General features: G+C 73.5%; 22 protein-coding genes and 1 pseudogene. 14 read left to right on the top strand and 9 right to left on the bottom strand.

Translation table 11 applies throughout. The features are described 5' to 3' along the window. The first annotated feature begins 334 nt into the window (after positions 1–334). The 3 genes from ACIPAE_RS18055 (at position 335) to ACIPAE_RS18045 (ending at position 2,448) form a co-directional block, all read left to right on the top strand. Positions 335–1,093, top strand: coding sequence for a G1 family glutamic endopeptidase (locus tag ACIPAE_RS18055; RefSeq protein ID WP_329361456.1), 759 nt, complete (start codon positions 335–337; stop codon positions 1,091–1,093). Between the two features lie 267 nt (positions 1,094–1,360). Beyond that, positions 1,361–1,765 (top strand): DUF2795 domain-containing protein, encoded by a 405-nt coding sequence (locus ACIPAE_RS18050; protein WP_402446151.1) that lies wholly within the window; start codon positions 1,361–1,363, stop codon positions 1,763–1,765. Between the two features lie 203 nt (positions 1,766–1,968). After that, on the top strand, positions 1,969–2,448 hold the full coding sequence (locus tag ACIPAE_RS18045; protein ID WP_402446148.1) for a GNAT family N-acetyltransferase: 480 nt from the start codon (positions 1,969–1,971) through the stop codon (positions 2,446–2,448). 38 nt (positions 2,449–2,486) lie between these two features. On the opposite strand, the pseudogene ACIPAE_RS18040 reads toward ACIPAE_RS18045, so the two are convergent. Continuing rightward, positions 2,487–3,710 (bottom strand): annotated as a pseudogene (locus tag ACIPAE_RS18040) (MFS transporter); the annotation flags it as partial. 123 nt (positions 3,711–3,833) lie between these two features. Here ACIPAE_RS18040 and ACIPAE_RS18035 point away from each other — a divergent pair. Next, positions 3,834–4,304, top strand: coding sequence for a MarR family transcriptional regulator (locus ACIPAE_RS18035; protein ID WP_328473314.1), 471 nt, complete (start codon positions 3,834–3,836; stop codon positions 4,302–4,304). A gap of 221 nt (positions 4,305–4,525) precedes the next feature. Here the strand turns inward: ACIPAE_RS18035 and ACIPAE_RS18030 are convergent, their stop codons facing one another. Beyond that, positions 4,526–5,122: a TetR/AcrR family transcriptional regulator gene (locus ACIPAE_RS18030; protein WP_328474862.1), complete on the bottom strand. Its 597-nt coding sequence runs from the start codon at positions 5,120–5,122 to the stop codon at positions 4,526–4,528. Positions 5,123–5,419: 297 nt separating this feature from the next. Here ACIPAE_RS18030 and ACIPAE_RS18025 point away from each other — a divergent pair, with 297 nt between their 5' ends. Next, a complete protein-coding gene (locus tag ACIPAE_RS18025; RefSeq protein ID WP_402446145.1) occupies positions 5,420–6,487 on the top strand; it encodes an alpha/beta hydrolase family protein in 1,068 nt (355 codons plus the stop codon). Positions 6,488–6,535: 48 nt separating this feature from the next. Here the strand turns inward: ACIPAE_RS18025 and ACIPAE_RS18020 are convergent, their stop codons facing one another. Together ACIPAE_RS18020 and ACIPAE_RS18015 are read right to left on the bottom strand one after the other, a co-directional pair. Continuing rightward, positions 6,536–6,937 (bottom strand): hypothetical protein, encoded by a 402-nt coding sequence (locus ACIPAE_RS18020; RefSeq protein ID WP_402446142.1) that lies wholly within the window; start codon positions 6,935–6,937, stop codon positions 6,536–6,538. Between the two features lie 114 nt (positions 6,938–7,051). Beyond that, the gene (locus ACIPAE_RS18015) at positions 7,052–8,341 is read right to left on the bottom strand and encodes a hydrolase (protein WP_402446140.1); all 1,290 of its coding nucleotides are present in this window, start codon (positions 8,339–8,341) and stop codon (positions 7,052–7,054) included. A gap of 349 nt (positions 8,342–8,690) precedes the next feature. On the opposite strand from ACIPAE_RS18015, the gene ACIPAE_RS18010 reads away from it, so the two are divergent. From ACIPAE_RS18010 to ACIPAE_RS18000, 3 genes are all read left to right on the top strand, one after another. Continuing rightward, on the top strand, positions 8,691–9,356 hold the full coding sequence (locus ACIPAE_RS18010) for an NAD(P)H-binding protein (RefSeq protein ID WP_329361469.1): 666 nt from the start codon (positions 8,691–8,693) through the stop codon (positions 9,354–9,356). Positions 9,357–9,474: 118 nt separating this feature from the next. Then, positions 9,475–10,218 carry a beta-phosphoglucomutase family hydrolase gene (locus tag ACIPAE_RS18005; RefSeq protein ID WP_329373601.1) on the top strand — a complete coding sequence of 248 codons (744 nt, stop codon included), beginning with the start codon at positions 9,475–9,477 and terminating at the stop codon, positions 10,216–10,218. Beyond that, entirely contained in the window at positions 10,215–12,587 is a 2,373-nt protein-coding gene (locus ACIPAE_RS18000; RefSeq protein WP_366411827.1) for a glycosyl hydrolase family 65 protein, read from the top strand. Before ACIPAE_RS18005 ends, ACIPAE_RS18000 begins: the two co-directional genes overlap by 4 nt. Before the next feature lie 92 nt (positions 12,588–12,679). Here the strand turns inward: ACIPAE_RS18000 and ACIPAE_RS17995 are convergent, their stop codons facing one another. Continuing rightward, complete coding sequence (locus tag ACIPAE_RS17995) at positions 12,680–13,663, bottom strand: magnesium and cobalt transport protein CorA (RefSeq protein WP_366411826.1); 984 nt, start codon at positions 13,661–13,663, stop codon at positions 12,680–12,682. A gap of 130 nt (positions 13,664–13,793) precedes the next feature. Further along, positions 13,794–14,999 (bottom strand): YihY/virulence factor BrkB family protein, encoded by a 1,206-nt coding sequence (locus ACIPAE_RS17990; RefSeq protein ID WP_402446136.1) that lies wholly within the window; start codon positions 14,997–14,999, stop codon positions 13,794–13,796. A 231-nt stretch (positions 15,000–15,230) separates the two neighbouring features. On the opposite strand from ACIPAE_RS17990, the gene sthA reads away from it, so the two are divergent. The 6 genes from sthA to ACIPAE_RS17960 all read left to right on the top strand — a co-directional run bounded on the left by sthA (position 15,231) and on the right by ACIPAE_RS17960 (position 22,807). Beyond that, entirely contained in the window at positions 15,231–16,634 is a 1,404-nt protein-coding gene (gene sthA / locus ACIPAE_RS17985) for a Si-specific NAD(P)(+) transhydrogenase (protein ID WP_328473296.1), read from the top strand. Between the two features lie 97 nt (positions 16,635–16,731). Then, positions 16,732–17,376 carry an SAM-dependent methyltransferase gene (locus ACIPAE_RS17980; RefSeq protein ID WP_402446134.1) on the top strand — a complete coding sequence of 215 codons (645 nt, stop codon included), beginning with the start codon at positions 16,732–16,734 and terminating at the stop codon, positions 17,374–17,376. 147 nt (positions 17,377–17,523) lie between these two features. Continuing rightward, complete coding sequence (locus tag ACIPAE_RS17975; RefSeq protein WP_402446132.1) at positions 17,524–18,615, top strand: hypothetical protein; 1,092 nt, start codon at positions 17,524–17,526, stop codon at positions 18,613–18,615. A 206-nt stretch (positions 18,616–18,821) separates the two neighbouring features. Further along, positions 18,822–19,679, top strand: a complete 858-nt coding sequence (locus ACIPAE_RS17970; RefSeq protein ID WP_402446129.1) for a hypothetical protein — start codon at positions 18,822–18,824, stop codon at positions 19,677–19,679. 192 nt (positions 19,680–19,871) lie between these two features. Next, positions 19,872–21,998, top strand: coding sequence for a cellulose binding domain-containing protein (locus tag ACIPAE_RS17965; protein ID WP_402446126.1), 2,127 nt, complete (start codon positions 19,872–19,874; stop codon positions 21,996–21,998). 65 nt (positions 21,999–22,063) lie between these two features. Next, positions 22,064–22,807 (top strand): 3-keto-5-aminohexanoate cleavage protein, encoded by a 744-nt coding sequence (locus ACIPAE_RS17960; RefSeq protein WP_402446123.1) that lies wholly within the window; start codon positions 22,064–22,066, stop codon positions 22,805–22,807. A gap of 338 nt (positions 22,808–23,145) precedes the next feature. Here ACIPAE_RS17960 and ACIPAE_RS17955 read toward each other — a convergent pair whose 3' ends face one another. The 3 genes from ACIPAE_RS17955 to ACIPAE_RS17945 all read right to left on the bottom strand — a co-directional run bounded on the left by ACIPAE_RS17955 (position 23,146) and on the right by ACIPAE_RS17945 (position 26,000). Beyond that, positions 23,146–24,180: a PHP domain-containing protein gene (locus ACIPAE_RS17955; protein ID WP_402446120.1), complete on the bottom strand. Its 1,035-nt coding sequence runs from the start codon at positions 24,178–24,180 to the stop codon at positions 23,146–23,148. A 150-nt stretch (positions 24,181–24,330) separates the two neighbouring features. Further along, on the bottom strand, positions 24,331–25,170 hold the full coding sequence (locus tag ACIPAE_RS17950) for a GH25 family lysozyme (protein WP_402446118.1): 840 nt from the start codon (positions 25,168–25,170) through the stop codon (positions 24,331–24,333). Between the two features lie 119 nt (positions 25,171–25,289). Continuing rightward, positions 25,290–26,000 carry a DUF4232 domain-containing protein gene (locus ACIPAE_RS17945; protein WP_402446115.1) on the bottom strand — a complete coding sequence of 237 codons (711 nt, stop codon included), beginning with the start codon at positions 25,998–26,000 and terminating at the stop codon, positions 25,290–25,292. Positions 26,001–26,027 lie beyond the last annotated feature (27 nt).

The raw sequence follows: 26,027 nt of genomic DNA, 5'->3' as shown, positions 1-26,027 counted from the left end.
GCAACCACCCTACCGATCAAGCCGATCGAGACCCCCTCCACGGGACGCTCGCGCACTGCGGCGGTGGGGTCCCCGTAGGGGGCGGCCGGAGCGGAGGCAGGCCGTCCGTTTCCGGGTCGCCACCTCCCCGCCGGACGAGGCGAATTGCCCCGACATGAAGACGAACACCCCTTTTCCCGAGGCGCACTTGGCGCGGTCTTTGCCGATCGTTGGCACGAACGGGTGCCTCCGCATCAGTGATTGTCTGCACACTGTCAATCACTGGCGGCACGCTAACCCCACTGACCGCCGCCGGTTACACGCCTGCACCGCGAGATCCGCGAGAAGGAGCAGCATGTCGGCAACCAAGCGCTTCACCGCCGCAACAGCCGTCAGCGCGGCGGTCCTGTCCGCCCTGGCCACCGCCCCGGCCGTGGCGAGCGCCGCCCCCACGGTATTCCAGGCGCCGGTCGGCAGCCACCGTGTCATCGGCCCCGACGGCCGCATCGAGCACAGCACCAGCTCCAACTGGGCCGGCTACGCGGCCACCGGACGGACCTTCACCAGTGTCTCGTCCAGCTGGGTGCAGCCGGCGGTCAGCTGCTCCGGCTCGACGGCCTACTCGTCGTTCTGGATCGGCCTGGACGGCGACGGCAGCAACTCGGTGGAGCAGACCGGCAGCGAGGGCGACTGCTCGGGCGGCAGCCCCCAGTACTACGCCTGGTACGAGATGTACCCGGCGTACCCGGTGAACTACAGCAACACCGTGAAGGCGGGCGACCACTTCACCTCGACGGTCAGCGTCAGCGGGACCAAGTACACGCTCACGCTCTCCGACACCACCCAGGGGTGGACGAAGACCACCACCAAGTCGCAGAGCGGCCTGTCCAACGCGTCCGCCGAGATCATCGCCGAGGCGCCGTCCAGCTCCACCGGCGTGCTCCCGCTGGCGAACTTCGGCACGGCGTCGTTCACCAACGCCACCGCCAACGGCCAGCCGATAGGCAGCTTCTCGCCCGACCAGATCAACATGGCCTCGGGCAGCACCACGAAGGCGACCACCTCGGCGCTGTCGTCGAGCGAGAACTTCACGGTGACCTGGAAGCACAGCTGACCGCGACGTCGTAGGGCCGCATCCGTGAGGACGGCGGCCGGCTGACCCCCTCGGCCCCGCCCGGACCTGCCCCGGGCGGGGCCGAGTGGCGCCGGGCCGAGTGGCGGCAGGGGCGGGCGACGGCGGGGGCGGGTGGCCCCTGGGGCTGATGCGGCAGGGGGTGGTTTCGGGACGTAACGGTCGGGTACCCGATGAAGCCAAGCCCCGGCCGGGGGCGTGGTGGACGTGCCGCGCGGCCCGGCGATCGACAAGGGAGGCCATCACCGCATGACGGACCAGGGAACCAACAAGGCCGGCTTCGCCCGTGACGACGAACTGAAGAGGGAGACGCAGGTCGCGCTGAAGGCGAACCGGGCAGTGCAGGCCGGCGAGGAACTCGCCGAGCCCCAGCCCTCCGACCAGGACCCGACTCTCACCGCGCCCGCCCGCGCTGGCGCCGCACCGGCCGGGATGACGCCGCAGGGCGTCTACGTGCGCAGCGACCTGGCCAGGCATCTCGACCGCAGCGTCTACCCGGCCCGCCGCGGCGCCCTGCTCGGCGCGCTCCACCGCCACCAGGCACCGGACACGCTCGTCGACCGGGTGGCCGGCCTTCCCCCGGACGAGGTCTACCCGAACGTCCAGGCCGTCGTGCAGGCCCTGGGCTACGGGACCGAGGACCGCCGCGACTGAGCGGCCCGCCCGCCCCGCCACTCCCCCGGAATCAGGGCGCCCCTCCGGAAACGGGGTTCCCCTGCCGGGGACGAGGGCTCGCGCCCGCACCATCGGCGCCCCCCTCCACGGACCGGGGCTCCCGGCCACGGCGCTAGATTCGCGGTGTGACTGGTGAGCCGGCCCCCGCCGCGGGGGCGCGTACGACATGCGAGGCCGTCCCTATGGCGGTACGGAACGGGGGCCGCGGAGACGTGGCCGAGGTGGTGCGGCTGCGGCGGGTGATGTTCGCGGCGATGACCGGGACCGACGCGCCCGGGCCGTGGGAGGCCGAGGCGCGACGGCTGCTGGCCGGGCAACTGGCCGTCCCGGACCCGGCGACCGGGGTGTTCGTGGTGGACGCCGACCAGGGTGCCGGGCTGGCCGCGTGCGCGGTGGGCACCGTCGAGCAGCGGCTGCCCTCGCCGTCGTCGCCCGCCGGCCGGTTCGGCTTCATCTTCAACGTGTGCACCGATCCGGAGTACCGCGGGCGCGGCTACGCCCGGGCGGTGACCGAGGCGCTGCTCGACTGGTTCACGGCGAACGGCGTGACGCGGGTGGACCTGCACGCCACGCCCGAAGCCGAGCACCTCTACCGGGAGTTGGGGTTCGCGGCCCACTCCACGGCGCTGTCGCTCGACGTCTCCGGCCGTGCCGGGGCCTGACCGGCGTCCGCCCCCGGCCGTACCGCCACGGATTCCTTCGCCGCCACGGACTCCGGCGCGGCCTCGGACCCCGCCACCCTGCGGCCGGTCACCCTACGGCTCCGTCCGGCCGTGGTGCGCTGCCCGCGCTCCAGTGCGGCGGAGATCAGCGCCAGGACCAGCGCCCCGGCGGTGAGCGCCGCGCCGACCCAGTTCGCGGCGGTGTAGGAGTGGCCGGCCGAGATGACCAGGCCGCCCAGCCACGCGGCGAGCGCGTTGCCGAGGTTGAAGGCGCCGATGTTGAGCGCCGAGGCGAGGGTGGGCGCGCCGGACGCCTGGTCCAGCACCCGTTTCTGCAACGGCGGCACCGTGGCGAAGCCGAGCGCGCCGATCAGGAAGACGGTCACCGCGGCGGCGGTCTTGTCGTGCGCGGTGACGGTGAACGCGGCCAGTACGACGCCGAGCGCGCCGAGCGCCGTGAACAGCATCGGCATCAGGTGCCGGTCGGCGAACCGGCCGCCGACCAGGTTGCCCGCGACCATGCCGAGCCCGAACAGCACCAGCAGCCAGGTCACCGAGCCGTCGGCGTACCCGGTGACGTCGGTCATCATCGGCGCGAGGTAGGTGATGGCGGCGAACACCCCGCCGAAGCCGAGCACCGTCATCGCCATGGCGAGCAGCACCTGCGGCTTGCGCAGCACCGCGACCTCGTGCCGCAGCCGCACCCCCTCGGGCCTGGGCAGGTCGGGGACGAGTCTCACCACGCCGAGCAGCCCGAGCACGCCGAGCCCGGCGACCAGCACGAACGTGATCCGCCAGCCCGCGCTCTGCCCGACGAAGGTGCCGAGCGGCACCCCGACGACGTTGGCGACCGTCAGCCCGGTGAACATCATGGCGATCGCGCCGGCCCGCTTGTGCGGGGCGACCAGTTCCGAGGCCACCACCGAGCCGATGCCGAAGAACGCGCCGTGCGCGAGGGAGGCGATCACCCGGCCGACGAGCATCACCGCGAGCACCGGCGCGACCGCGGAGACCAGGTTGCCGACCACGAACAGCCCCATCAGCAGGATCAGCATCCGTTTGCGGGAGACCTTCGTGCCGAGCGCGGTCATCAGCGGGGCGCCCGCGACGACACCGAGCGCGTACCCGGTGACGAGCAGGCCCGCGGTGGGCACGGAGACGCCGTAGTCGCCGGCGATCTGCGGGAGCAGGCCGACGACGACGAACTCGGTGGTGCCGATGCCGAAGGCCCCGATGGCGAGGGCCAGGAGCGCGAGGGGCATGGAAGGGCCTTTCGAAGGGGAGGCAGGGCGGCACGCCCCGCCGACTAGCAGGCATGCGCGGTTATCAGGCGCCCACAATACTTGCACGCGCTGGTTATCTGCAAGCGCGCTATGATGGTGGACATGACCGCCACCGACCCGGCACTGACCGCCCTGGCCGACAGCTGGTGCGCGCTGTCCTTGCTGCACGGCCGTATCGAGGCGCACATCGAGCGCGCCCTGCAGTCCGGCCACGGCCTGAGCGTGCGCGAGTTCTCGCTGCTCGACGTGCTCAGCCGGCAGCACGACGGCGACGGCGGCCACCTCCAGATGAAGCAGGTCGCCGACGCGGTGGTGCTCAGCCAGTCCGCGACCACCCGCCTGGTGACGCGGCTGGAGGAGCGCGGGCTGCTCTCCCGCTACCTGTGCCCGACCGACCGGCGCGGCATCTACACCGACGTCACCCCGGCCGGCCGCGACCTGCTCGCGGCGGCCCGCCCCACCAACAACGCGGCCCTGCGCGAAGCGCTCGACCATGCCGCGGCCGACCCGCAGCTCGCGCCGCTGGTCACCGCCGTGGAGGAGATCCGCCGCCCGACGGCGGTCCGACCCTGACCGTCGCGCCGCCCGCCGCGCAAGCTCAGCACATACGGCTCAGCTCGCGTACAGCCGACCCGCGCACGGCTCGACCCGCGTAGGGCGCAGCGCGTACGGCTCAGCTTGCACACGGCCAGCCCGCGTACGGCACAGCCCCGGAAGCCGAACCGCCGGACGGCGCATCCCCGGAACCGCGAACACCCCCGCAGCGCGCCAACCGCGCCGCGCCCTCCCGGCGTTCAGCTCGGCCGGCGCAGCCCCGCGATGAGGAACTCGACCAGCCGGCGGGTGTCGTAGCGGGGACCGCCGGCGCCCACGCACAGGCTCGCGACGCCGCGCAGCAACTCGTAGGAGTCCACGTCGGGGCGGATCTCGCCGGCGGCGGCCGCGGCGTCGAGCATCTCGGTGCACACCGGCAGGAGCCGGTCGAGGAAGTAGGCGTGCAGCGGGTCGAAGCAGGGGTCGTCAGACTGGAGCACGGCGGCGAGTCCGAGCTTGGTGACCAGGAAGTCGACGAAGAGGTCGATCCATCGGCCCAGCGCGGCGTGCGGGGTCGCGGCGGACTCCAGCAGGGCCGGGCCCGCGTCCGCGAGGGCCTCGACCTGGTGCCGGTACACGGCGACGATGAGGTCCGCCCGGGTCGGGAAGTGGCGGTAGATCGTGGCCGTGCCGACGCCGGCCTTCGCCGCGATGTCGCGCAGCGGCGCCTCGACGCCCGAGGTGACGAAGACCGCGGCGGCCGCGTCGAGCAGGTTCTCCTCGTTGCGCCGCGCGTCCGCCCGCTTGGGCCGGGCCGCCGCGCGCCCCGCGCCCTCGCCCTGGTCGCCCTCGCCCATCGCGCTCACCCTCTCTCCGCTTACGGGGTTTGCTAACCGAGACAGCGTCCCGTATCGTCAATCGGGACGGCGTCCCGTTTATTCATGATGGCAGATCCGGGCGCCGGCGACCAACCCGGGCGCGCCACCGACCGCACGTACGGCGTACGTGCCGGACCGGGCGGGGCACCCGCGCGCCCCGACACCGCGCGGCCGCCGCTCGCCCGTACGACCCGACCCCGCCGACCTGCCGACCCGAGGCACCCCGCCTCCCGCGGACCCCGCCGGCGTCCACCGCATTCCGAGAGGAACCCCGCCATGACGCACTCCGATCCCGACCGGACGAAGACCGACCGGACGAAGACCGACCGGACGAAATCCGACCCGACGCACGCTGACCCGCCGCACGCTGACCCGACACGCAGCGACCTCACCCACCCGGCGCCCACCGGGGCAGTCGGCGGCGCGCGCACCCCGCGGATCGTCTCGGTGAAGCCGATCGCGCTGGACGCGCCGGACCGCGGCGAGGACCTGCGGGTGCGGGTGACCGCGCCGGTGTCCGGGCGGGACCTGCCGGTCATCGTCTTCTCACACGGTTTCGGCTCGTCGGCGGACGGCTACGGCCCGCTGACCGACTACTGGGCCGCGCACGGCTTCGTGGTGGTGCAACCCACCCACCCCGACTCGCGGACCGTGGGCCTTCCCGCCGACGATCCCCGTACCCCGCGGATATGGCGGCACCGGGTGGCCGACGTGAAGCGCGTCCTCGACCGGCTCGACCTGCTGGAAGCCGCCGTTCCCGGGCTCGGCGGGCGGGTCGACCGGAGCCGTGTCGCCGCGGCCGGGCACTCCTTCGGCGGCCAGACCGCGGGGAACCTGCTGGGGCTGCGCGTCCTCGATCCGGACAGCGGCACCGGCGAGGACCTGTCGGACCCGCGGGTGCGGGCGGGCGTGCTGCTCGCCACGGCCGGACGGGGCGGCGCCGACCTGTCGGCGTTCGCCGCCGAGAACTACCCCTTCATGAACGCGGACTTCACGCACATGGCGGCCCCGGCTCTCGTCGTCGCCGGGGACCGGGACGACTCCCCGATGACCGTCCGCGGACCGGACTGGCTCGCCGACCCGTACGTCCTGAGCCCGGGCGACAAGAGCCTGCTCACCCTGTTCGGCGCGGAGCACTCGCTCGGCGGCATCCCCGGCTACGAGGCCAGGGAGACCACGGACGAGCACCCGGGCCGGCTCGCCCTGATCCAGCGCGCCACCACCGCCTACCTCCGCCACACCCTCGGCCTCGACGACTCCGGCTGGACCGCGGTCCGCGAGGAACTGGCCGACGGCGCGAGCCCGTTGGGCCGCATCGAGTCCAAGTCGCCGTCCCGTCCCTGAAGGCCCCGGCCTCTCGCCTCCACTCCAAGGACCCGCCCCGCCCGGGCTTCAGCGGAGGGCGAGCATCATCGCGAAGTCCGCGACCGTGAGGGCGAAGAGCAGCAGCAGGTTGCGGGACTGGGTGCCCATCCCGCCGTAGCGGTCGTAGGGCGCGTACGGATGGTCGGGGTGGACCAGGATGGTCATGCCCGCGCCGACACCGCCGGGTGCGCCGTTGGGGTTGCACAACGCGGCCGTGTAGGAGCGGCCGTTGAGGCGGTAGCGGACGACCGGGGTGAGGAAGTACGTGTTCCGGTTGCCGACGGGGCTCGCGTCGTTGTCCACGACGTCGGCCTGGATTTCCACGCCCCGGCGGCGGACCCGGAGGAAGGCGGCCTCGTCTTTGACCGCCTTGACGGCGGCGCCGATTCCGACGACGAGGCCCGCCGTGGCGAGAACCGTGAAGAACATGACGCCATCCTGGCGGGAACCGGCCGGCGGACGCCAGGGTTCCGGCCCGCCGCGCACACCAACCCGCGCGGCGGGCCGGCCCGTTCAGGCCCGTTCGGTCCGTTCGGCCCGCGGTCAGGAGGCGAAGCGGACCTCGGGCAGGCGCGGCGAGGGGCCGTCGAGCAGGCCGTGGTCAGCACGGTCGCTCAGGAAGCGGCCGAAGAACGCGGCGAGCAGCGTCCGGTCGGCGGTGACGGCGCGCCGGGTGGCGATCGTGCCGACGTTCTCGGTGAGGGTGGCGCGCGGCAGGTCGAGCCGGCGGGTGATCTGCGGCACCAGGACGACCGCGTCGGTGTACGTGCCGTGCGCGGCGCCGTGCAGTGTCAGCGCGCGGTGCCAGCCGTGGCTGTGCCGGACCAGCTCGCCCCAGCAGGGCACCGTGCCCGGGGTGTTGCCGTCCTTGCCGACCAGCAGGAAGGGCCGGTCCAGCCCGTCGGTGGTGAGGGTGGAGGGGAAGCCGTCCTGGTCGTCGTCCTGGACGTAGGAGGTGACGCCGTCGAAGTCGGCGGCCGCGTGGATACGCCGGTCGTCGTGCATGGCCTGGAGCGCGGTGAAGCCGCCCGCAGACTGGCCGAAGGCCCCGACCCGGGCGAAGTCCGCCACCGCGCGCAGCGGCGCCGGCAGCGCGCCGGGCAGCGCGTCGAGGACGAAGCGGACGTCCGAGACGCGCACCATGACGACCTTCTCCAGCAGCGCCGCGATCTTCACCGGGTCGGGGTGCTCGGGGTCGGGTACGGCCTTGGCGAACTCCGCTGGCAGCAGCGTGCGTTCGACCCGGCCGCCGGGGAACTCGACGGCGGAGGCGTCGTAGGTGTGGTCGACCATGACGACGACGTGGCCGCGCGAGGCGAGGTCGTCGCACAGCACGCTGCCCAGCGAGCGGGGGTCGCCGGCGCCCGGCGAGTAGAGCACGACCGGGTACGGCCCTGCCCCGGCCGGCGCGCCCTGGTGCGCGTGGGTGCGGGTGGCGGCCCAGTCCACCCGGTCCGCGGGGATGTCGGCGAGGCTGTTCAGCTCGGTCCAGCCGGCCGCCTCCCCGGGCAGCATCTGCGGGGCGGCGGCGAACCCGCGGATCGCGCGCGCCGGGTAACGGACGCTCACCATCAGCTCGCGGTGCGGGCCGCCGGTCCACGGGTCCGGGCGTGAGGTGTCGACCAGCCGCAGCGCCAGGGTGCCGACCGGGTGGGGACCGCTCGGCGCGGGCAGCTTCAGCCGCAGCCGGCCGTCGGTCGCGCTCTCGTCGGCCGATCCGCCCGCACCCGCGGTGCCCGGCTCGGTTCGGGGCCCCGGCGCCGCCACCGCCCGCGCGGGGACGGCGAGCAGGACGGCGGCGGCCGACAGAACGGTGGCGCGGCGAGTGGGCACGGTGACTCCCTGATGTCGTACGGCTGTTGTGCGCGTGCGGGTCGTACAGATCGGTGCGGGTCGTACAGATGGGTGCGGGCACGTACAGATCGGTGCGGGTCCTACGGGTCGGCGCGGGTCCTGCCCGCGGCGCGGCTCCTCCCCCAGCTTCGCGCGGTGATCGCCGCCGCCCCATCCGGCAGGCCGGTACCTCGCCCGGGGGTTAACCCGAAGGCGGACCACGGAGGGCGCCTGACGGAGCGGCAAGATCGGCGCGTCGCGGAGTGCGGCACACTGTCCGGTGGCGCCCCGCGATCCGCGCGGTCGCCGACGGCGGTGCGGGACGGACGGAAGGCGGCGACGGCCGGCGATGAAGGTGATCCTCTTCGGTGCCTCGGGGATGGTCGGGCAGGGCGTCCTGCGGGAGTGCCTGCTCGACCCGGACGTGACGGAGGTGGTCGCGGTGGCCCGCAGCCCGCTGAAGCGCGCCGACCCGAAGCTGCGGCAGGTCTTCCACGACGACTTCACCGACTTCTCGGCGGTCGCCGGGGAACTGTCGGGCGCGGACGCCTGCTTCTACTGCCTGGGCGTGTCGGCGGCCGGGCACAGCCAGCAGGACTACACCCGGATCACCTACGACTGCACGCTCGCCGCCGCCCGTACGGTCGCGGCCGGCCGCCCGGAGCTGACCTTCACCTACGTCTCCGGCGAGGGCACCGACAGCACCGAGCAGGGCCGCTCGGGCTGGGCGCTGGTCAAGGGGCGCACCGAGAACGCGCTGCTGGCGATGGACATGCGGGCGTACATGTTCCGGCCCGGCTGGATTCAGCCGCTGCACGGCGAGCGGTCCCGCACCGGCTGGTACCGGGTGATGTACAAGGCGACGTCGTGGCTGTACCCGGTGCTGCGCCGGGTGGCGCCGAAGCACGTGACGACCACGCAGGCGCTCGGCCGGGCGATGCTGGCGGTGGCGCGGCTCGACGGGCAGGGGCCGCACGTGCTGCACAGCCCGGAGATCAACCGGCTCGGCGGCTGACCTGCCGCTCCGAGCGGTTTCGGCGCGCCCGGGCCCAGGGCCGCGGGCCGTTCGGCGAGCCGGGGGGACTTCGCCCGGAGCGGGCATGCCGACCGCCGGATGGGGGCACATGGTGCGCATGACGCAGATCGGCCTTCCGAGCAGAGTACGTGCCTGCCTCTTCGACCTCGACGGTGTGCTGACGCCGACGGCGCTGGTGCATGCCGCGGCCTGGAAGGAGATGTTCGACGCCTTCCTGCACGACCGGGACGGCGACGGTTTCCGGCCGTTCGACAGCACCACGGACTACGACACCTACGTCGACGGCCGGCCCCGCGCGGACGGGGTGCGGACCTTCCTCGCCTCGCGCGACATCGAGCTGCCCGAGGGCGACGACGACGACCCGCCGTCGGCGCTCACCGTGCACGGCCTCGGCAACCGCAAGAACGACCTGGTGCTGGAGAAGATCCGCACCGACGGCGTGACCGCGTACGAGGGTTCGGTGCGCTACGTGACGGCGGTACGCGCGGCGGGGCTGCGCACCGCGGTGGTGTCCTCCAGCGCGAACACCCGCGACGTGCTGGTCTCCGCGGGCATCGAGCACCTGATGGACGTGCGGGTGGACGGCGTGACCGCCAAGGACCAGGGGCTGCGCGGCAAGCCGAAGCCCGACACCTACCTGGCCGCGGCCAAGCAGCTCGGCTTCGACCCCGGTCAGGCGGCGGTCTTCGAGGACGCGCTGGTCGGGATGGACGCCGGGCGGGAGGGCCGCTTCGGGTACGTGGTCGGCGTGGACCGGGTCGGACAGGCCGACGAGCTGCGCAAGCACGGCGCCGACACCGTGGTGAAGGATCTGGCCGACCTGATCGGGAGGAGTGCGTGATCACCGATCCCGCCTACGAGGTCGCGCCGTGGTCGCTGCGCGAGTGCGAACTGAACCTGGAACTGCTGCCGCAGAGCGAGTCGGTCTTCGCCCTGTCCAACGGCCACATCGGCTGGCGCGGCAACCTCGACGAGGGCGAGCCGAACGGCCTGCCGGGGTCGTACCTCAACGGCCTGCACGAGCTGCACCCGCTGCCGTACGCGGAGGCCGGCTTCGGCTACCCGGAGTCCGGCCAGACCGTCATCAACGTCACCAACGGCAAGCTGATCCGGCTGCTGGTGGACGACGAGCCGTTCGACCTGCGGTACGGCACCACCCGCGCGCACGTGCGCGAGCTGGACATGCGGGCCGGGGTGCTGCGCCGCGAGTGCGTGTGGGTGTCGCCGGCCGGGCGCGCGGTGCGGGTGCGCTCGGTGCGGATGATCTCCTTCCGGCAGCGCGCGGTGGCGGCGATCTCCTACGAAGTGGAGCCGCTGGACGAGCAGGTGCGGGTGGTGGTGCAGTCGGAGCTGGCGGCCAACGAGGAGATCCCGCGGGCCACCGGCGACCCGCGGGTGGCGGCGGCGCTGGAGTCGCCGCTGGTCTCCGAGGAGCACTTCGCCGGCGGCACCCGGCTGGGGCTGATCCACTCCACCACCCGCAGCGAGCTGCGGGTCGCGGCGGCCGCCGACCACCGGGTGGACGGGCCGCGGGCCACCACCCAGATCTCCTCGGAGTCCGGGGACGACATCAGCCGGCTGACCGTCACCGCCGTGCTGGAGAAGGGCGAGCGGCTGCGGCTGGAGAAGTTCGTCGCCTACGGCTGGTCGGCGACGCGTTCGCTGCCCGCGCTGCGCGACCAGGCCGACGCGGCGCTGGTGGGCGCGCGCGACACCGGCTGGCAGGGCCTGCTGGACCAGCAGCGCGAGTACCTGGACGACTTCTGGGAGCGGGCCGACGTCGAGGTCGACGGCGACACCGAGATCCAGCAGGCGGTCCGCTTCGCGCTGTTCCACGTGTTGCAGACCGCCGCCCGCGCCGAGCAGCGGGCGATCCCCGCCAAGGGCCTGACCGGCTCCGGCTACGACGGGCACACGTTCTGGGACGCGGAGACGTTCGTGCTGCCGCTGCTGACGTTCACCGCGCCGCAGGCCGCCTCCGAGGTGCTGCGGTGGCGGCACAACACGCTGCCCGCCGCGCGCGAGCGGGCCGCCCAACTCGGCCTGGCCGGCGCCACGTTCCCCTGGCGCACCATCAACGGCGACGAGGCGTCCAGCTACTGGCCGGCCGGCACCGCCGCCTTCCATGTGAACGCGGACATCGCCGACGCGGTGGTGCGCTACGTCGCCACCACCGGCGACGACGAGTTCGAGGCCGAGACCGGGCTGGAAATCCTCACGGAGACCGCCCGGCTGTGGCGGTCGCTCGGCCACCACGACCACTCGGGCGCCTTCCACATCGACGGCGTGACCGGGCCCGACGAGTACAGCGCGGTCTGCGACGACAACGTGTACACCAACCTGATGGCGCAGGCGAACCTGGTGGCCGCCGCCGACGCCGCCGAGCGCCATCCGCGGCACGCCGCCGCGCTGGAGATCACCGACGAGGAGACCGCCGCTTGGCGGGACGCGGCCTCGGCGATGACGGTACCCTTCGACGAGGACCTGCGGGTGCACGAGCAGTCCGCCGGCTTCACCCGGCACCAGCGCTGGGACTTCGAGAGCGCCGACCCCGATCGCTACCCGCTGCTGCTGCATTACCCGTACTTCGACCTGTACCGCAAGCAGGTGGTCAAGCAGGCCGACCTGGTGCTGGCGATGTACCTGCGCGGAGACGCCTTCACCGCCGAGGAGAAGGCGCGCGGCTTCGCCTACTACGAGCCGCTGACGGTACGGGACTCGTCGCTGTCGGCGTACTGCCAGTCGGTGATCGCGGCGGAGGTCGGGCACCTCCAGCTCGCCTACGACTACCTGGGCGAGTCGGCGATGATGGACCTGGAGGACCTGGAGAACAACGCCCGCGACGGCCTGCACATCGCGGCGCTGGCGGGCACCTGGACGGCGCTGGTGGCCGGGTTCGGCGGGATGCGGCTCTTCAACGGGGACTCGATCCGGTTCGCGCCGCGGCTGCCGGACGCGCTCAGCAGGATCGCCTTCCGGCTGGACTTCCGCGGCCGGCGGCTGCGGGTGGAGGTGAAGCGGACCTCGGCGACGTACTGCCTCGCCGACGGCGCGCCGATCGAGATCCTGCACTACGAGAAGCCGTTCACGCTCACCACCGAGCGGCCAGTGGTGCAGGACCTGCCGGGGATCACCCACCGCGAGCCGCCGAGGCAGCCGCCGGGGCGCGCGCCGAGGCGCCGCAAGCAGGCGCCGGGGCCGCAGAAATAGGGGCCGCCAGCAGGTGCCGGGGCCGCTGACCGCTGACGTGGCGGCCTCGGCGGGCAAGGGTGGGGGCCGGGCATACCCGGTCCCCCCCGCTGTCACAGCCAGCCGCGCCGCTTGAAGAGCCGGTAGAGCACCAGGACGACCGTGACCATCAGCGCGAGCACCGCCGGATAACCCCAGACCTGGCGCAGTTCCGGCATGTGGTGGAAGTTCATCCCGTAGATCCCGGCGATCATCGTGGGCACCGCGGCCATGGCCGCCCAGGCGGAGATCTTGCGCATGTCGTCGTTCTGCCGCACGCCGACCTGGGTGAGGTGCGCGGCGAGGATGTCGGACAGCAGCCGGTCCAGGGACTCCCCGGCGTCGGCGACCCGGGTGAGGTGGTCGGCGACGTCGCGGAAGAACGGCTGGGTGCGCCGGGGGGTGTACGGCATCCCGCCGGCGGCCATCCGCGCCATCGGCTCGGCGAGCGGGCCGCTGGCCCGCCGGAACTCCATCACCTGCCGCTTGAACTCGTAGATCGTCGCGGCGATGTGTGCCGAGTCGCCGCCGATCGGCGCGAACACCTTCTCCTCCAGCTCCTCCAGGTCCACCTGGAGCTCCACGGCGACCTCGAGGTAGTCGTCCACGACGCTGTCGCAGATCGCGTAGAGCACCGCGACCGGGCCGTGCTTGAGCACCGACGGCCTGTCCTCCAGCCCGGCGCGCACCTCGGCGGCCGTGGCGGCCTCGCCGTGCCGGATGGTCACCACGAACGCGTCGCCGATGAAGACCATCAGCTCGCCGGCGCTGACCGTGCCGCTGTCGTCGTGGTAGCGCAGCGGCCGCACCACGGCGAACAGCGCGTCGGGGTAGATCTCCAGCTTGGGCCGCTGATGGGCCTTGAGCACGTCCTCGACCGCCAGCGGGTGCAGCCCGAACTCCGCGGCGATGCCGGCGAACTCGGCCTCGGTCGGGTCGTGCACGCCGACCCACACGAAGGAGTCGCCCTGCGCGCGGGCCTGGTCCAGCGCGTCGGACAGGTCGTCCGGGGTATGGGTGCGGCGGCCGTCCTGGTAGATGGCGCAGTCGACGATCACGTGCACATTCCTTCCTCGGCGACCCGCGGATCTATCACCCACGGGCCGGTCGGCGAGTGCCGCGCTGCCGTGGGGGCGGGGCGCCACGCTGCCGTGGGGGCGGTCGGCCGGGGCCCGTCGCCGTGGACGCTCACCGGTCGGTGGCCGCGACGGCGGTGCCGCCGGGCGGGTGCGGGCGGGCCACCGTCCCGGGAAGGGCGACCGCGCCGCTCCCGTCGCGCGAGCCTGGGCCGGTGTCCGCCGCGGCCTCGCCGTCCGTGCCGTCCGCGGTGCCCGTGCCATCCGTGCCGTCCGTGCCGCCGCCTGCGGACGTCTTCGCGGCGGCGGCCCGGGCCGCCCTGGCCCGCGCGTGCTCGACGTTGAAGTGGGCGCCGATCATCAGCGCCAGGTTGGAGAACCACAGCCAGACCAGGAAGATCACCGTGCCGGCCAGCGGCCCGTAGAGGCGGTTGTACGTCCCCATGTGCGCGGTGTAGGCGGCGAATCCGGCCGAGCCGGACAGCCACAGCCCCACCGCGAGTGCGCCGCCGGGCGCCATCGCGCGCAGCGACCGGGTGCCGCGCGGGCCGGTGCGGAAGAGCACCAGGACCAGCGCGGCGGCCACCGCCAGCAGCAGCGGCCAGCGCATGCCGCGCCACGCCGCCTGCGCGGGCCCGCTCATGTGCAGCACCGAGCCGGTACGGTGCGCGATCGCGCCGGTGACCACCAGGCAGACCGCGCTCGCCACCAGCAGCACCAGCAGCGTCAGGGAGGTCAGCACGACCCGGGGGCCGGTGCGCCAGGCCGGCCGCCGCTCGTCGGAGCCGTACATGGTGTGCAGGGCGCGCCGGAAGACCGCCGCGTAGCTGGACGCCGACCACATGGCGCCCAGGCCGCCTCCTATCGCCAGCGACAGGGTCGCGCGGTGGTCGTGCGCCATGTCCTGGAGCGCCGACGCCACCACGGGCCGCGACTCGGCGGGCAGCAGCGTGGTGACGCCCGCGGCCAGGCTGCTCTCCGAGGGCCCGCCGGCCATGCCCAGCAGCGACACCGTCATCAGCAGCGCGGGGAAGAGCGCGAGCACCGCGTAGTAGGTCAGGGCCGCGGCGCGCTCGGTGACGTCCTTGTCCCATGAGGCGGCCAGCGCCCGGACCAGGGTGCGGCCGAACCTCCACACGGCGCGGGTGCGGCGCAGGCCGGCGCGGGGTGCCGCCGTCGCGGACGGCGCGGACCGCTTGGACGGCTTGGACGGCTTGGGCCGCTTGGCGCGCGTGCCCCGCCCGGGTCGCCCGGTCTCCGGCTCGGCCGCCCGCTCGGTCGGCCCGGCCCGCCCGGCCGTGCCCCTGCTTCTCGCCACAGTGCTCCTTCCGCCACGCCACGCTCCGTGTGCCGGTCGTGTGCCCGGCGGCGGCGCTTTCATGGCGGGCGGCGGCGGGCGGTGGCGGGCCCCGCGGGCGGACCTTGCCGGTGAGGGGCGCCCGTGCGCGTCTCCGGTGGGCCGCACCCGCGGGCCGCGCGCGTCGGAACGTCACCGAACCGCCGTCTCCCACGCCTTCCGGTGCCGTGGCGGCGATGACAGACTCTGCGGGTGCGCGACTACGACATACTGGTCATAGGTTCCGGTCCCGGCGGGCAGAAGGCGGCGATCGCCGCGGCCAAACTCGGCAGACGGGCGGCGATCGTGGACCGCCCGCAGACGCTGGGCGGGGTGTCCCTGCACACCGGCACCATCCCGTCCAAGACGCTCCGCGAGGCGGTGCTCTACCTCACCGGCCTCAACCAGCGGGACATGTACGGGCAGAGCTACCGGCTCAAGGACGACATCACCATCGGCGACCTGACCTCCAGGACCGAGCACGTGGTCGGCCGCGAGGTCGACGTGATCCGCAGCCAGCTCAGCCGCAACCAGGTGCCGCTGCTGCCCGGCACCGGCCGCTTCCTCGACGAGCACACCGTCGCCGTCACCGACGCCGCCGGCCGCGAGCGGGCGGTGACCGCGGACTTCGTGGTGGTCGCCACCGGCACCCGCCCGGCCCGCCCGGCGAGCGTGGAGTTCGACGACCGCACCGTGCTGGACTCCGACAGCGTGCTGAGCATGGAGCGGGTGCCGCGCTCGATGGTGATCGTGGGCGCCGGGGTGATCGGCATGGAGTACGCCTCGATGTTCGCCGCCCTCGGCAGCAAGGTCACGGTGGTCGAACAGCGCGACGGCATGCTGGACTTCTGCGACGCCGAGGTGGTCGAGGCGCTCAAGTACCACCTGCGGGACCTCGCGGTGACCTTCCGTTTCGGCGAGACCGTCGCGGCCGTGGAGCGGCACGAGCACGGCACGCTCACGGTGCTCGCCAGCGGCAAGAAGATCGCCGCGGACGCGGTGATGTACTCCGCGGGCCGGCAGGGCCTGACCGACGGACTCGGCCTGGAGCGGGCCGGGTTGAGCGCGGACAAGCGCGGCCGGATCTCGGTGGACGAGCACTACCGGACCGCGGTGCCGCACATCTACGCCGTCGGCGACGTGATCGGCTTCCCGGCGCTCGCCGCGACCTCGATGGAACAGGGCCGCACCGCCGCCTACCACGCCTTCGACGAGCCGGTGCACGGCATGCCCGACCTCCAGCCGATCGGCATCTACACCATTCCCGAGATCAGCTTCATCGGCCGTACCGAGGACCAACTCACCGACGCGGCCGTCCCGTTCGAGGTCGGGGTGTCCCGCTACCGCGAGCTGGCCCGGGGCCAGATCATCGGCGACGCGCACGGCATGCTGAAGCTGCTGGTCTCCCCCACCGACCGCAAGCTCCTGGGCGTGCACTGCTTCGGCACCGGCGCCACCGAACTCATCCACATCGGCAGCGCGGTGATGGGCTGCGGCGGCACCGTCGACTACCTGGTGGACGCTGTCTTCAATTACCCGACACTTGCTGAGAGTTACAAGGTCGCGGCGCTCGACGTCACCAACAAGATCCGGCAGATCGACCGGCTGGGCGACTGAGCCGCCGACCGCCCCACCGCCCGCCGGCCGTTTGCTAGGCGGCTGCGCCCGGAATAACCGGGTGCGGCCGCGCCAGGCCGCTTCATAGGGTGCGGGCATGGACTGGCACGCCTGGCACGACGCCTACACGTCCCCCGACTCCGCCCTGACCGCGCGGCTGCGCACCGTCACCGAGCGGATCAGGGCCGCCCTGGACGCCGCTCCGCCGGGCCCGTTCCGGGTGGTGAGCGTGTGCGCCGGGCAGGGCCTGGACCTCCTCGGCGCCCTCGCGGACCACCCGCGCCGCGCCGACGTCTCGGCCCGGCTGGTCGAACTCGACCCGCGCAACACCGCCGCCGCACGGGAGGCCGCCGCCGCACTCGGCCTGCACGACATCGAGGTGGTCACCGGCGACGCCTCCCTCACCGGCTCCTACGCCGGCGCCGTGCCCGCCCGACTCGTCCTCCTCGTCGGCGTGTTCGGCAACATCACCGCCGCCGACATCGAGCGCACCACCGGCTTCCTCGACGGCCTCTGCGCCCCCGGCGGCTCCGTCATCTGGACCCGCAACCGCAGGGAGCCCGACCTCTTCCCCCGCGTCTGCGACTGGCTGGAGCAGCGCGGCTTCGAACGGACCTGGACCTCCGCGCCGGACGTCCGGCAAGGCGTCGGCGTGCACCACTTCACCGGCGAGCCCCGCGAACTCCCCACGGGCGAGCGGATGTTCACCTTCGTCGGCTACGACGTCCTGTCCGGCAGGTGACACGGCAACCGGGTGCGGGACGGCTCGCGACGAGGACGAACCGCCCGGCACGCAAAAGGAGTTGGCGGCCGGCCGCCCGCTCCGGATAATCCACCTGGCCGGGGGACGGAAGGCGCCGCGCCGGGCACCACGGCCGGGGGGGACGACATGGACGTGTTCGCGTGCGGGCGCTGCGACGCCGTACTGACCGCGCCCGTGGCAGAGGTCGCCCTTCCCGTCCGGGCCCATCAGACCTACGGCCACGACATGCTCCCGGCGCTGATGGAGCCGGGAACGTACGCGGTGGACCCGGAGCCCTCCGGACTGCCCTGGCGGCGGTGGGAGGAGATCGGCGCGGAGGCGGCCGAGGCCCGCGGCGTCTACGCACCGGTGCACGCCCTGTCCTACGGCCCGCCCGGGGAAATCGTGCTGGCGCCGGGCGACACCCGGGGCACCGTGTTCATCCCCGGACGGTTGGACGGCTACTGCCTGGGGATCGACGGTCGGGACGGTCTCAACCTGGCCTGCGCCCGCTGCGGGAGCTTCGTGGCCACCCGCGTCGACGACTGCGCGTGCTGGCAGACCGTGTGGCTCTCCCCGCGCGCGGTGCACCGCCTGCCCGCCGGCGGCCCGGCTCAACTACCCGCGGACTGGAGCGTGGTGACGGACAGGCGGCGCGACGAGGGGCGCGACACCCCGCCGGTCGACCAGCTCGGCGCGTGGAGCCCGCACTGGGAGGCGGCGGCCGGCGCGGCACTCGCCCACCTGCTCGCGGCGTCGGCCGGCGCGCCGCTGGTGCTCCCCCGCGGCCTGGTCACGGACCTGTTCGGCCCGACCCTCGACCGGTTGCTCGCCGCGGCGCCGCCCCGGCCACCGGGCCCGGCCGCGCCCCGGCGGGTGGTGGTGGCAGGACCGGAACTGCCACCACCCGAGCGCGGCGACTCCCTCGCGCTGGTGCCGCGCCACCCGCACACGGGCAGGACCTGGCAGCCGCCGGAACCGGTGACCGCCGTGCCGCTGGAAGCCGACGTGTGGGCCCAACTGGCCTTCCCCCGCGAGCGGCTGGCCGTCCCGGTCACCGGTGGGCTGCCGGCCGGAGTCCTCCGCGACGACCCGCCGCCGCTCCATCCGCACCGCCTCTTCGAGCCGGACCGGAGGGTGTTCCTCCACACGCTGGCCCGGCTGCCCGCGGTCCGCCGGCCCGGACTCCGTGCGATCTACGACCACGCGCGGTTCACCCCGTACGGTCCCGTGGTGTAGCACCAGGGCGGCGGGGCAACGGACTTCGGCGGAAGGTCAGCGCGAGGTCGGCCGCGAGTGCCGCGGACCGCCCGGGGAGCGAGACGGGATGGAGACCGAAACGTTGCGCTGCCGCCCTCTGGGCGGACGACCATGCACGTATGGGTCATCCGGCGGGGGCGGTCCCGGGCGCACGTGCTCCGGGCCGCGGATGTGCGACCACCTTCGTGGTCGCGTTGGGACTGGTGTGCGCGCTGCTCGGCTACATGTGGTGGGATTTCGACCACCGCTTCCACCGGCCGCCGCCCGACGTCGCCGCCTTCGCCCGGGCCGACGCCACCCGGACGGCGGGCGCGAGCGCGGCGCGGGCCGACAACGCGCTGCTGAAGAAGCTGAGTTCGGCCGTACCCTGGGCGGTCCCGCTCGGCACGTCGGTGGCGGACTCGTGCACGTCGGTCAACCAGGGTTCGTTCGGCGGGGACCGCTGGTCGCCGATCTCCTGCACCCGGTCCACCGTGCTGTACGCCGCGTTCGACGGCGAACTCCACACCCGTCTGCGCCAGTTGGACACCGCGATCGACACGCAGGGCTGGGCCGGCACCTCGTCGGGAGGGCCGCCCGGCACGCTGACGGCGATGGCCACCTGGATGGGACAGGTCGGCGGCGACCCGCCGTCGGGGACCGCGACGCCGAGCCCGTCGGCCTCCGCGCCGAAGCAGATCGCCCTGTTCGTGCGGTACGACCGCGGGTCGAACGGCACGCTCGACACCGCCGCCCAACGCGCCCAGCCGCGCCTCCAGGTGGGCGTCGCCGGACGCCCCTACTCGCCCTTCGCCAGCACCGGCGACAACCAGGCGCTGGACGGACCGCCGACGCGGCTGGCGAGCGAAGGCACCGTCTACCGGGCCTGGCATCCGCTCTCCACCGACGCGGTGGCCCGGTCCGCGTACGTCAGCCACCACTACGTCGTCGCCTTCTCGATCACTTCCGCCTACATCGCCGAGACCGTCCCCACCACCCCTCCGTACCGGCCGCCGACCGGCAACGGCGTACCGCCCTGCTACAGCGGCAGCCACTGCCCCTGAGGCGAAGCCGCGCCGCCCCACCACCCGCGCGGCCCTCCGCCAATCCACCCTGCGCACAACGCAGTTGACCCGCGCGGACGTCGTGAGCATTGACACGGGCGGCGCATCGGGCCAAATATGGGAGCGCTCCCACACGCCCTACCGGCAGACCCGCACGCCCCCCACGTCCCGCCTCCCGAAGGTGAGAACCCCGTGCCCGTCCTCGTCCGCAGACACCTGTCCACCGCGCCCTGGCGGCGCCGGCTCGCCGCGATGGCGTCGGCCACCGCGCTCGGCGCCGCGCTCCTGGCCGGCGGCGCCACGGCCGGTGCCGCCACCGCCGCCGCCACCGGCACGGCCGGCTCCCCCGACCCCGCAGCCTCCTCCCCCGTCGACGTGACCGTGAACGCCGACGAAGGGTTCGGCACCATCCCCGGCACCGCGTATGGGCTCAACAGCGCGGTGTGGGACGACCAGATGAACGTCCCCCAGGTGCAGGACCTGCTCCAGGCCGCGAACGTCGGGATGCTGCGCTATCCCGGCGGCTCCTACGGCGACATGTACCACTGGCAGGACAACTCCGCGCCGGGCGGATACGTGGCGCCGGGCACGGACTTCGACGCGTTCATGGGCACCGTGAAGAAGATCGGCGCGCAGCCGATGCTGATCGCGAACTACGGCTCGGGCACCCCGCAGGAGGCGGCGGACTGGGTGAAGTACGCCAACGTCACCAAGGGATACGGCGACAAGTACTGGGAGGTCGGCAACGAGGTCTATGGCAACGGGCACTACGGCTCCGGCTGGGAGACCGACGACCACGCCGACACCTCCCCGACGGCGTACGCGAACAGCGTGGCCCAGTACGCGTCGGCGATGAAGGCGGTGGACCCGTCGGTGAAGGTCGGCGCGGTGCTGACGCTGCCGGGCAACTGGCCGGACGGCGTGATGGCCGCCGGGGAGAGCGCGGACTGGAACCACACGGTGATCCCGCTCATCGCCGGCCACGCCGACTTCGTGATCGTGCACTGGTACCCGGGCGGTTCCGACGCCGCCACGATGCTCGGCGAACCGACCCAGCTGACCGGTGAACTGGCCCAGCTGAAGGACCAGTTGGACCAGGCCGGGGCGGGCGCACTGCCGATCGCGCTGACCGAGGTGAACTCCGACGTCGACGAGGACACCCAGCCGGACGCCCTGTTCGGCGCCGACACCTATCTGACCGCCCTGGAGAGCGGGGTGTTCACGGTGGACTGGTGGGACACCCACAACGGCCCGCAGGCGATCAGCACCGCGCCCGACGGCGCGACGGACTTCGACGACTACGGCATCCTGTCCAGCGGCACCTGCGTCGGAGACGTGTGCGAGCCCGCGCTCAACACGCCGTTCCCGACCTACTACGCGATCAAGATGCTCAGCGAACTCGGGCGGCCCGGCGACCAGTTGGTGGGCGCGGGCACCACGAGCGCGCTGGTGTCCGCGCACGCCGTGCACCGCGCGGACGGCTCGCTGAGCGTGCTGCTCATCAACAAGGACCCGTCGAACTCCCAGCACGTCGCCCTCCACTACGCCGGGTTCACCCCGGACCCGGCGTCCGCGAGCGTCGCGCTCTACCGCGACGAGGCCGACTCCATCGACACCTCGACCACCGGCGACCCGAACTCCGCGACGCTGCCGCCGTATTCGGTCACCACGCTGACGCTGCGCGCCGCCGCCGGCAGCGCGTCGGCGCTGTCCGCACCGGGCGCCCCGAAGGTGACGGCGGCCGGCTCCACCACGGCCACCGTCTCCTGGACCCCCTCGGCGGGCGGGACCGCCGACCGGTACGAGGTCTACCGCTCCGACGGCACCACCAGCGAGCTCCTGGCCACCTCCACCGGCACCTCCGCCACCGTGGCCAACCTGACGCCCGGCACCACCTCCACCTGGAACGTGCTCGCCCGGGACGCCGCCGGGCGGCTCTCGCGGCCCTCGGACCCGGTGACGGTGCGCACCGGGACCCCGGCGGACTCGACCTGCCGGGTGTCGTACCGGCTCACCGGCGGCTGGGGCAACGGCTTCAACGCGGACGTCAACGTCACGAACACCGGACCCGTACCGATCACCGGGTGGACGCTGGCGTTCACCTTCCCGAGTGGCGCGGACGAGTCGGTCACCGGGTTCTGGAACGCCGAGCTGAGCCAGTCCGGGCGTACGGTGGTGGCCACACCGGTGGACTGGAACGCCACGCTCGCCGCGAACGGCGGCAACTCGGCGGACTTCGGGTTCACCGGGGCGAACAGCGGCGCGTATCCGCCGCCTACCGTCTTCACCTTGAACGGCACGGTCTGCACGACCACCTGAGCCGCCGTCATGTGGTGCCGTGCGGCATCCGGCCGGCGCGGCCGAGCGTCTGGGATGATCACGCCATGCTCCAGGTATGCCTGAACGGCGCCAGAGACCGATCCGAGTGCGAGTGGCTGCCGGTGACGCCCCAGCAGCTCGGCGACGCAGCCGCGGAGGCCGTCTCCCTCGGCGCCCGCTCGATCCATATCCATCCCAAGGACGAGAAGGGGGCGGACACGATGGCGGCGGTGAGTGTGGACGCCGCGGTCGCGGCGGTGCGGGCGTCGGCGCCCGGCGTTCCGATCGGCGTCACCACCGGGGAGTGGACCGAGCCGGACCCCGAGCGGCGGGCCGCGCTGGTGCGGTCCTGGTCGGTGCTGCCGGATCACGCGTCGGTGAACTGGCACGAGGAGGGGGCGGAGGTCGTCGCTGACGCGTTGCTGTCGGTGGGGATCGGGGTGGAGGCGGGGGTGTACTCCGGGACGGATGCGGCGGTCAGGTTGCGGGGGTGGCCGGGGGTGGGGCGGGTGGTGCGGGTTCTGGGGGAGGTGGTCGAGCGTGATCCGGAGCGGGCGGTGGGGGTGGCGGAGGAGTTGCTGCGGGAGTTGGCGGGGTTGGGTGGGCTGGATCGGGTGGGGAGGGGGGTGCTGTTGCTGCATGGGGAGGAGGGTGGGGCGTGGCCGGTGTTGAGGGTGGCGGCGGGGAGGGGGCTGGATGTGCGGATCGGGGTGGAGGACACGTTGGTGTTGCCGGATGGGAGGGTGGCGGAGGGTAATGGGGCGCTGGTGCGGGCTGCGCTTGAGGAGGTGGCGGGGGCGGCGCGGTGAGGTTCGGCGACGGTGGGCGGTGAGGTTCGCCGGGGCTCCGGTGGCGGGGTTCGAGACTGCATATTTACGGCGCCTGCGGGGGGTTTCGTTGCCTGATCCTTCTTCCTCGCGCCACAAATATACGAACGTCTCGAACCCCGCCCCCTGCGCCCCGGCTTCCGTCTCTCCCGCGGCTCCAGGGTGGCGCACCGGGGTGAGGGGGCCGGGGGTGGGGGTGGGGGGGCGGGGGTTCGGCAGGGTGGGGCCCCGGGCCGGGGTGGTCTGGGCGGTGGGCGGCTTGGGGGGTGGTCTGGGCGGTGGGTGGCCTGGGGGTGGTTTGTGCGGAGGGGGGCCTGGGGTCAGGGGGCCGTGGGGGGTGTGCGGGTGGTGGTCCAGGTGAGGAGTTGGGGGGCGGTCCAGGTGGTGAGGATGCGGGGTGGGGGGATGGCGGCGGATTCGGCGCGGGCGCAGCCGTTGATCTGCCAGTCGAGCTGGCCGGGGGCGTGGGCGTCGCTGTCGATGGAGAAGAGGGTGCCGAGGTCGCGGGCGAGGGTGAGGAGGTGGGGGGGCGGGTCGAGGCGGTGGGGGCTGCTGTTGATCTCGACGGCGGTGCCGGACTGGGCGCAGGCGGCGAAGACGGCTTCGGCGTCGAAGGTGGACTCGGGGCGTTGTTTGGCCTCGCCGATCAGCCGGTTGGTGCAGTGGCCGAGGACGTCGACGAGGGGGTTGGTCACCGCGGCGATCAGGCGGCGGGTGAAGAGGGGTGCGGGCATGCGGAGTTCGGAGTGGGCGGAGGCGACGACCAGGTCGAGGCGGTCGAGGAGGTCGTCGCGCTGGTCGAGGCCGCCGTCGGAGAGGATGTCGCACTCGATGCCGGTCAGCAGCCGGAAGGGCGCGAGGCGTTCGTTGATCTCGGCGACGACGTCGAGTTGCCGGAGCAGCCGGTCGGCGGTGAGGCCGCGGGCGACCTTGAGGCGGGGGCTGTGGTCGGTGAGCACCATCCAGGAGTGGCCGAGGTCGCGGGCGGTGCGGGCCATCGCCTCGATCGGGCTGCCGCCGTCGGACCAGTCGGAGTGCACGTGGCAGTCGCCGCGCAGCGCGGCGCGCAGTGACCGGCCGGCGCCGTCGGCGGGGGGCGCGGGCTGGTCGCGTTCGAGGTCGGCGAGGTAGGCGGGGGTGCGGCCGGCGCATGCCTCGGCGATGACCGTGGCGGTGGTCTTGCCGATGCCCTTGAGGTCGGTGAGCCGGCCGGTGCGGGCGCGCTGGTGGACCTCGGCGGGCGGGAGTGCGGCGACGACGTCGGCGGCGTTGCGGAACGCCCGGACCCGGTAGGCGGGTGCGAGGGCGCGTTCCAGCAGGAAGGCGATCCGGTCGAGTGCCTCGATGGGCTCCATGGTGGCGCTGTTCCCGTCCGGCGCCGCGGCTAACGGCCGAGCGGGTGGGCGTCACCCGCTCGGCCGCGGCGCCCGTACCTCTGCCGGGCGCCCGTACCTCTGCCGTGGCGCGGGCCCGTATCGGCCGGGCGGGCAGCGCCGGGGTGCGGGTCACGCCTTCGGTACGTGCAGGGCGTCCCAACTCTCCTTGCCGGGAGGCCACTTGAGGGCGGCTCCGGTCCAGCCCTTGTGGTGGTCGGTGCTGTACTTGCGCTGCCATGCCTCGTAGGAGGCGACGTCGCCGGAGCCGATGACGTCCTTGTTCGCGGTGCTCTTGTAGTGGTCGCAGCCGACCGCGACCAGGCGGGCGTGCATCGCGGCCACGATCGGGGACTTGCGGCCGGCGGTGAACCAGGCCGCGCCCGGGAACGCCTCGTAGCTCGGGGCGCCGCCCGACGTGCTCTTCGCGGCCCAGGTGGTGAGCGCGGCGGCGTCGGCGAAGTGGGCGACGTTGCGGTCCATGCCGTCGGTCGAGCTGTACTGGTGGATGGTCCAGGCGTGCTCCACCCGCGGGTGGCCGGCGGCCGCGCCGGGGTCGGCGATCCACAGGCCGTCGCCGCAGAAGGAGGTGGTGTCGCGGTGCAGCCAGAAGTCGAGGTTGCAGTAGAGCAGCACCCGGTGGGCGGCCGACGCCTTCTGCAGCGCCTTGATGAAGGCGTCCTTGTCCGCTCCCGACACGCCCGTGTCCTCCCAGTCCATGGCGAGGATGTCACCGGCCTTCACCCCGGCGTGCTGGAGGAAGTAGGTGACCTGCGTGGCCATGCTGCCGGGCCGGGCGAAGTGGTAGTGGCCGACGGCCACGCCCGCGGCCCGGGCGTGGGCGACCTGCGCGGCGTGCTTGGGGTTGACGTAGCTGGTGCCCTCGGTGGCCTTGACCATGACGAAGCCGAGGCCGGAGGTGCTGTAGGTGCTGGACTGGTAGGACGCGACGTCGATGCCCTTGACGGTCATGGGCGGCCTTTCACTCACGTGGTGCTGTGCGGTGGTTCGTCCGTGGGTTCTCGTAGGGTCACGGGTACGGGTGGGTGCGGGTTACGGGTGGGTGCGGGCGGTTTACCCGGTGCTCCGGCTCAGTGGACGCTCCCCACGTCGAACGTGCCGCCGCAGACCACGGGATCACCCGTGGCCAGGGTCATGGCGTCCTTCGACCCGGGCGGGTACGCCTTGAGCAGGGTCGGTCTGCGCCAGCAACTGTCACCGTTGACCCCCTGGTTGAGCGTGTGCAGGTCCGCCTCGACACTCGCGCCCGGCTTGAGGCCGACCGCGGCGCCCCGCGGCCCCTCCCGGCCAGCGGGCTTCCCTATCGTGCTGCCGTCGCCGCGGATCAGCGACACCCCCGGGAAGCCGTCGAGGACGCAGGTGCGCGAAGAGGTGTTTGTGAATCGCAGGGGATAGTACATCTGGCCCGCACCCGGGTCGCTGCGGCCGAGCCGCATCGTCAGGTCGGTGACGGTGCATCGGCTGCCGGCCGCCTCGGGCCGCGCGGCCGTGGACTGCGGCGCGGACGACCCCGGTACGGCGGACCGCGGTACGACCGTCCCCGCCGTCGCGGTCGACCCGGGCGCCGCGCTGCCGCTCGGGGCCGCGGCACCGGAACCGCCCGCCGGGCTCGCCGCCGGCGACGTCGACCGCGCGGACGTGTCCGACACCTTGCCGCTGTTGCCGCACCCGGCCGCGCCGAGCGCCAGCATCGCGACGGCCGCCGCGGCGAACGGGGCCGTACGCGCCAGGGGGTGCCGTCCGGCGGCCTTCCTTCGGCTCTGCGATGACGTGGTACGCATACCTACCCGGTTCTCGCCCCGCGCCCC

It is taken from the genome of Streptomyces sp. NPDC087270, from assembly GCF_044744625.1.
GTDB lineage: Bacteria > Actinomycetota > Actinomycetes > Streptomycetales > Streptomycetaceae > Actinacidiphila.
This window is presented reverse-complemented; position numbering and strand designations above follow the sequence as displayed.